The 5,022-nt window shown below is 40.4% G+C and carries 2 protein-coding genes; both read right to left on the bottom strand.

The annotated features are described in order from the left end of the window. The coding region (locus ABIB30_RS27150; RefSeq protein WP_354306153.1) for a beta-ketoacyl synthase N-terminal-like domain-containing protein at positions 1-1,127 on the bottom strand (1,127 nt) is incomplete at its 3' end. 3 nt (positions 1,128-1,130) lie between these two features. Further along, positions 1,131-5,022, bottom strand: a 3,892-nt coding sequence (locus ABIB30_RS27145; RefSeq protein ID WP_354306152.1) for a non-ribosomal peptide synthetase, incomplete at its 5' end; no start/stop codon positions are given.

The raw sequence follows: 5,022 nt of genomic DNA, 5'->3' as shown, positions 1-5,022 counted from the left end.
CGGTGTGTTAAGCTCAGGGCAGTTTTGATCAGACCTGCTACTCCGGCAGCTGCATCAAGGTGACCGATATTTGTTTTAACTGATCCTATTGCACAAAATTTATCTTGTCCATTTTTCGCAAAGGCCTGATTAAGTGCTTTGATTTCAATTGGATCTCCTAATCTCGTCCCCGTTCCATGAGCTTCTATATAATTGATAGTATCAGGGTCAACACCAGCCAGTCTTTGTGCTGTAACAATACATTCCGCCTGCCCATTTACACTTGGAGCTGTATAACCTACTTTATTATTTCCATCGTTATTAACCGATGTAGATTTTATAATGGCATAAATATTATCGCGGTCTTTTATCGCATCACTTAGTTTTTTTAATACGATGACTCCAGCGCCTTCTCCAGATACAGTTCCGCTGGATTTTGAATCAAATGCCCTGCAATGACCGTCCTCTGAGGAGATCATTCCTGGTTCATAAATATATCCTTTATTTTTTTTCGAAGTAATAGAAATCCCACCGGCCAGGGCAATAGTACTGTCTCTGGTTAACAGGCTCCTGCAAGCCAGATGTACAGCTGCAAGAGAGGTGGAACAAGCGCTGTCAATATAAAAAGATGGACCTCTCAGATTCAGTTTATAGGAAATCAACGTACTCATGAAACTCTGATCTATGATCATACTCAAATAAAAGGGATCTAATGTAGTATCCTTTGATTTACTATAGGCATGTACTTTCCAGTTATCGTTAGTTGTAGCCCCTGCAAATAATCCTATTTTTTTCTTGTCAATGGCTGATGAGTAACCTGCATCTTCTAATGCTGCCCAGCATTGCTGATGAAACAATCTGATTTGTGGCTCCATAAATGTAGCTTCTTCAGGCGTGTACCCAAAAAAAGACGAATCGAAATATTCCTTTTGATCCATTACACCGACCGTTTTTACGTATCTGGGATTTTGAATATCTCCCACAGACATCCCTTTTTCTATTAGTTCATCATCAGTAAATGTTTTTAATAATTCTGTTCCTGATTTAAGGTGTTCCCAAAAATGTCTGCAGGTCTCACTTGACGGAAATTGTCCGGACATTCCTATGATTGCGATCTCCAGTCCGTTATATTCTTTCTTCAATGCCATAAATTAAATACTGAATTTATCTAAATCATCAAACAGTTGATCTGCATCCAAAAGCTCTTCCTCATACTCTGGAGTTTCTTCCCTGAAGTACCCCGCAAGATTTTTTATATTTGGATACTGGAACAAAGTCGTTATTGTTATTTCTTTATTCAATGCTTTACTTGCCAGCTTAGCTAATAAAATAATCAGGATTGAATTACCACCAATTTCAAAGAAATTGTCATAAACACCGATTCTTTCCTTCCCTAATACTTCCTGCCAGATTAAAACAAGTTTTTCCTCAATTTCATTCCCCGGAGCAATATATGCCGTACCACTATTCAATCTTCCGGCAACAGTACTCATTAACAACTTCTTATCTACTTTACCATTACTCGTTAAAGGCAGACTTTCGAGCTGAACAAAAGATGCTGGCAGCATATAAATTGGTAAACTAGTACTTAAATAAGCACGGAGATCCATTATATCTAGATTTTTCTTAGCCGTAACGTAAGCTACCAACTCTTTTTCCCCACCAACTGCGGGCCTGCTAATTACAACAGCTCCATCAACTTCAGCATAGCTATATAATGCATTTTCAATTTCCCCAAGTTCAATCCGGTAACCACGGATTTTCACTTGTTCATCTCTTCTGCCTAAGTATTCTATATTTCCATCCTCAAGCCATCTTCCCAAGTCTCCTGTAAGATACATACGTTCGCCATAATTAAAAGGATTATTAATAAATTTATTTTCGGTTAACTCACGGTTGTTCAAATATTCCTTTGCCAATCCGAAACCGCCAATACAAATCTCTCCGACAACACCTACAGGACTCAGACCAGAAGCATTTTCCAGAATATATATAGCAGTATTAGCTATAGGTTTTCCAATCAAAACAGCCTTTTTCGCTTCCAGTTCTTTAACAATACAACCTACAGTTGCCTCTGTTGGCCCATATTCATTATATATAACCAGTGATGGGCTGATTTTTTTCAATATCTCTACATGACGCATAGAAACTTCTTCCCCCCCAACAATTACGCAAGTGATATTCGTTTCTTCAATATCCAGATGTTCAAGCATATTGATATGCGAAGGGGTAAGCTTGATACAGTTCAATCCGCTATCCAGACTGAAACTATGTGATAAAATCTCAGAAACCTCTTCATGTGGTCCATAAACCAATAGCTTCCCGCCTAAAGTCAGTGAACAGAATATACTGGTAACAGTTAAATCAAATGATAAAGAAGTGTATAAACCAAAGTTGGTTTGACCTTTACCTTTGAAATAATAGCTATCTGCCCAAAAAATATAATTGAACAAACTGCTATGAGTAATCGCACATCCTTTTGGCAGACCTGTTGATCCGGAAGTATAAATTACATAAGCCAGATCTTTATTTTGTATTGGAAGCTGCAAATTCTCTTTGCTATAGGTAGCCGCAACCAATTTAAATTTTAATAGTTCATCATCATTTAACACTACTTTACATCCGCTGTCTGCCAACAAATAATCGATACGTTCCTGAGGATAGCCAGAATCTACCGGAACATACGCCCCTCCTGATTTCAATACACCCAATATAGCAATCACCGTCCATTCACTACGTTCGAGTTGAATTGCGATCCGGTCATCCCCATAAATTTCATATTGCTCCTTCAGGTATCTGCCTAATACATTTGCCTTTTCGTTTAATTCCTGATAAGTAAGACTCAATTCTCCAAACATAATAGCTATCTGATCAGGCATACTATTTACCTGTTCTTCAAACAGATCAATAACAGTTTTTCCTTTTGGATAAGTTACAGCTGTCTGATTGAATCCAAACAATAGGTTTTTCTTTTCTGACGCACTTAAATAGTCTATACTTTTAATTGGTACAGCTGGTTCGGATAACATTACTTGAAACAAATGCATGAAATGATCTGCCAGCTGAATTATAGTCCGTTCATTGAAAATATCATTGTTAAACTCAATAACCAACTGAATATCTTCGCCCCTTTCAATAAAGGTAAATGTCAAGTCAAACTTACTGATCACCTGTTTATTTCCCTCATAACCACTTATTTTCAAACCTTCCAGGCTTTGTTGTTCATTATAAATTGTTTCAGCATTTTGTAAGACCAGCATCACATCAAACAAGGCACTCCGACTCATATCGCGCTGTAATTGTAAATCATTGACCAGTTGATCAAAAGGATAAACCTGATGTTCATAAGCATTGAGTGTCAATTCCCGTATCTGTAATAGCAGATCTGTAAAGTTTTCTGTTCCTTTAAATTTTGTACGAAGTGCAAGTGTATTTGCATAAAAGCCAAGCTGGTCGTCCAGGTCGCTATGCTCTCTGCCAGCTATTGGTGTGCCAACGATTATATCATCCTGACCACTGTAGCGATAAAGCAAAGTATTCAGACCTGCTAATAAACCCATGAATAATGTACTATCGTACTTTTGGACAAATGATCTTATACCTTTTGACACATCCAACCCCATCATACTGCTGACTGTACTTCCGTTATAAGTTTTCATCGCAGGACGAACTTTATCAGCGGGCAATGCTAAAACAGGCAACTCTCCACTAAACTGATCCAGCCAGTAGTGTTGATGGCTATTTAAGCGCGCTCCTGTCAACTGTTCCTGTTGCCAGGCGGCATAATCTTTATATTGAATACGTAAAGGGGTTAATGGCGATACCTGACCCTGAACATAGGAGTTGTATAACAACAATAGCTCTTTGATCAGCGCCCCCATAGACCAGCCATCACTGATAATATGGTGCATCACATAACTGAACACCCACTGGTCAGTTTTCAGTTGATATACACCTGCTCTTAGCAGCGGACCAGTAGCAAGATTAAAAGGTTGAACTGAATCCTGCTCAATAAGTATTCTCAATTGCTCTTCTTTTTGATCTTCCTCACTTAAATCAAGATATTCTATATTAAAGATAAATTGGTCCGGTGTTTTAACCAATTGTCTGATTTTCCCATTTTCATCATCAAATACAGTTCTTAATATTTCATGGCGCTCAATTAAATTGTTGAAGGCATAATCTAATGCCATTGTGTTTAGTTGTCCCTCAAACACATAGGCACCTGGCATATTGTAGGCAATACTGCCTTCGGTAAACTGGCTCAGTATCCATAACCTGCGCTGAGAAGAAGACAAGGGGTAATCTGCCTGCAGGGCCACTTGTGGGATCGCTGTGAAAACAGCCCCCTGGCTCCGGTCAATCAAACGTCCCAGCTCTTCCAGTACAGGATTTTCAAATATATCTTTCAAAGCTATCTTCACCTCAAATTCACGGCGAAGCTCACTTACCAGGCGCATCGCCTTCAAACTATGACCACCAAGGTCAAAGAAACTGTCTTTGATACTGATCTTCTCCCGGGCCAGTAACTTCTCCCAGATCCCAACCAGTGCAATTTCTGTCGCACTCCCTGCCTCCACATAGGCCACACCCGTTTCCAGGTCCAGTCCCTGGGGTGCAGGAAGCGCCTGTTTGTTCACCTTACCGTTAGCGGTCAAAGGCAAACCAGCAAGCTGAACAAAATGTCCCGGTAACATATAAGAGGGCAAGGCCACAGCCAGGGCAGTACGCAACGAGCTGGTTTCCAGCACACCTTTCCCTACCACATAGGCCACAAGGCTCGTCTCTCCCCATTCATCCGCACGTGCCAGTACCACAACATCCTCAATCCCCGGTTGCTGCAGTAAAGCATGCTCAATCTCCCCAAGCTCGATCCGGTAACCACGGATCTTTACCTGGTCATCCATACGACCACCATATTCCATCTCCCCGTTCTCCAGCAAACGAACCTTGTCACCACTTCGGTACAAACGCTCGCTGCTGCCAAAAAGACCTCCAACGAAACGTGCCGAGTTCAGCGCTTCACGGTTCAGGTAACCCCGG

This window comes from Pedobacter sp. UYP1, assembly GCF_040547305.1.
In the GTDB taxonomy this organism is placed as follows: Bacteria; Bacteroidota; Bacteroidia; order Sphingobacteriales; family Sphingobacteriaceae; genus Pedobacter.
Note: the sequence above shows the minus strand (reverse complement) of the source record. Positions and strands in the feature narration are given on the sequence as shown.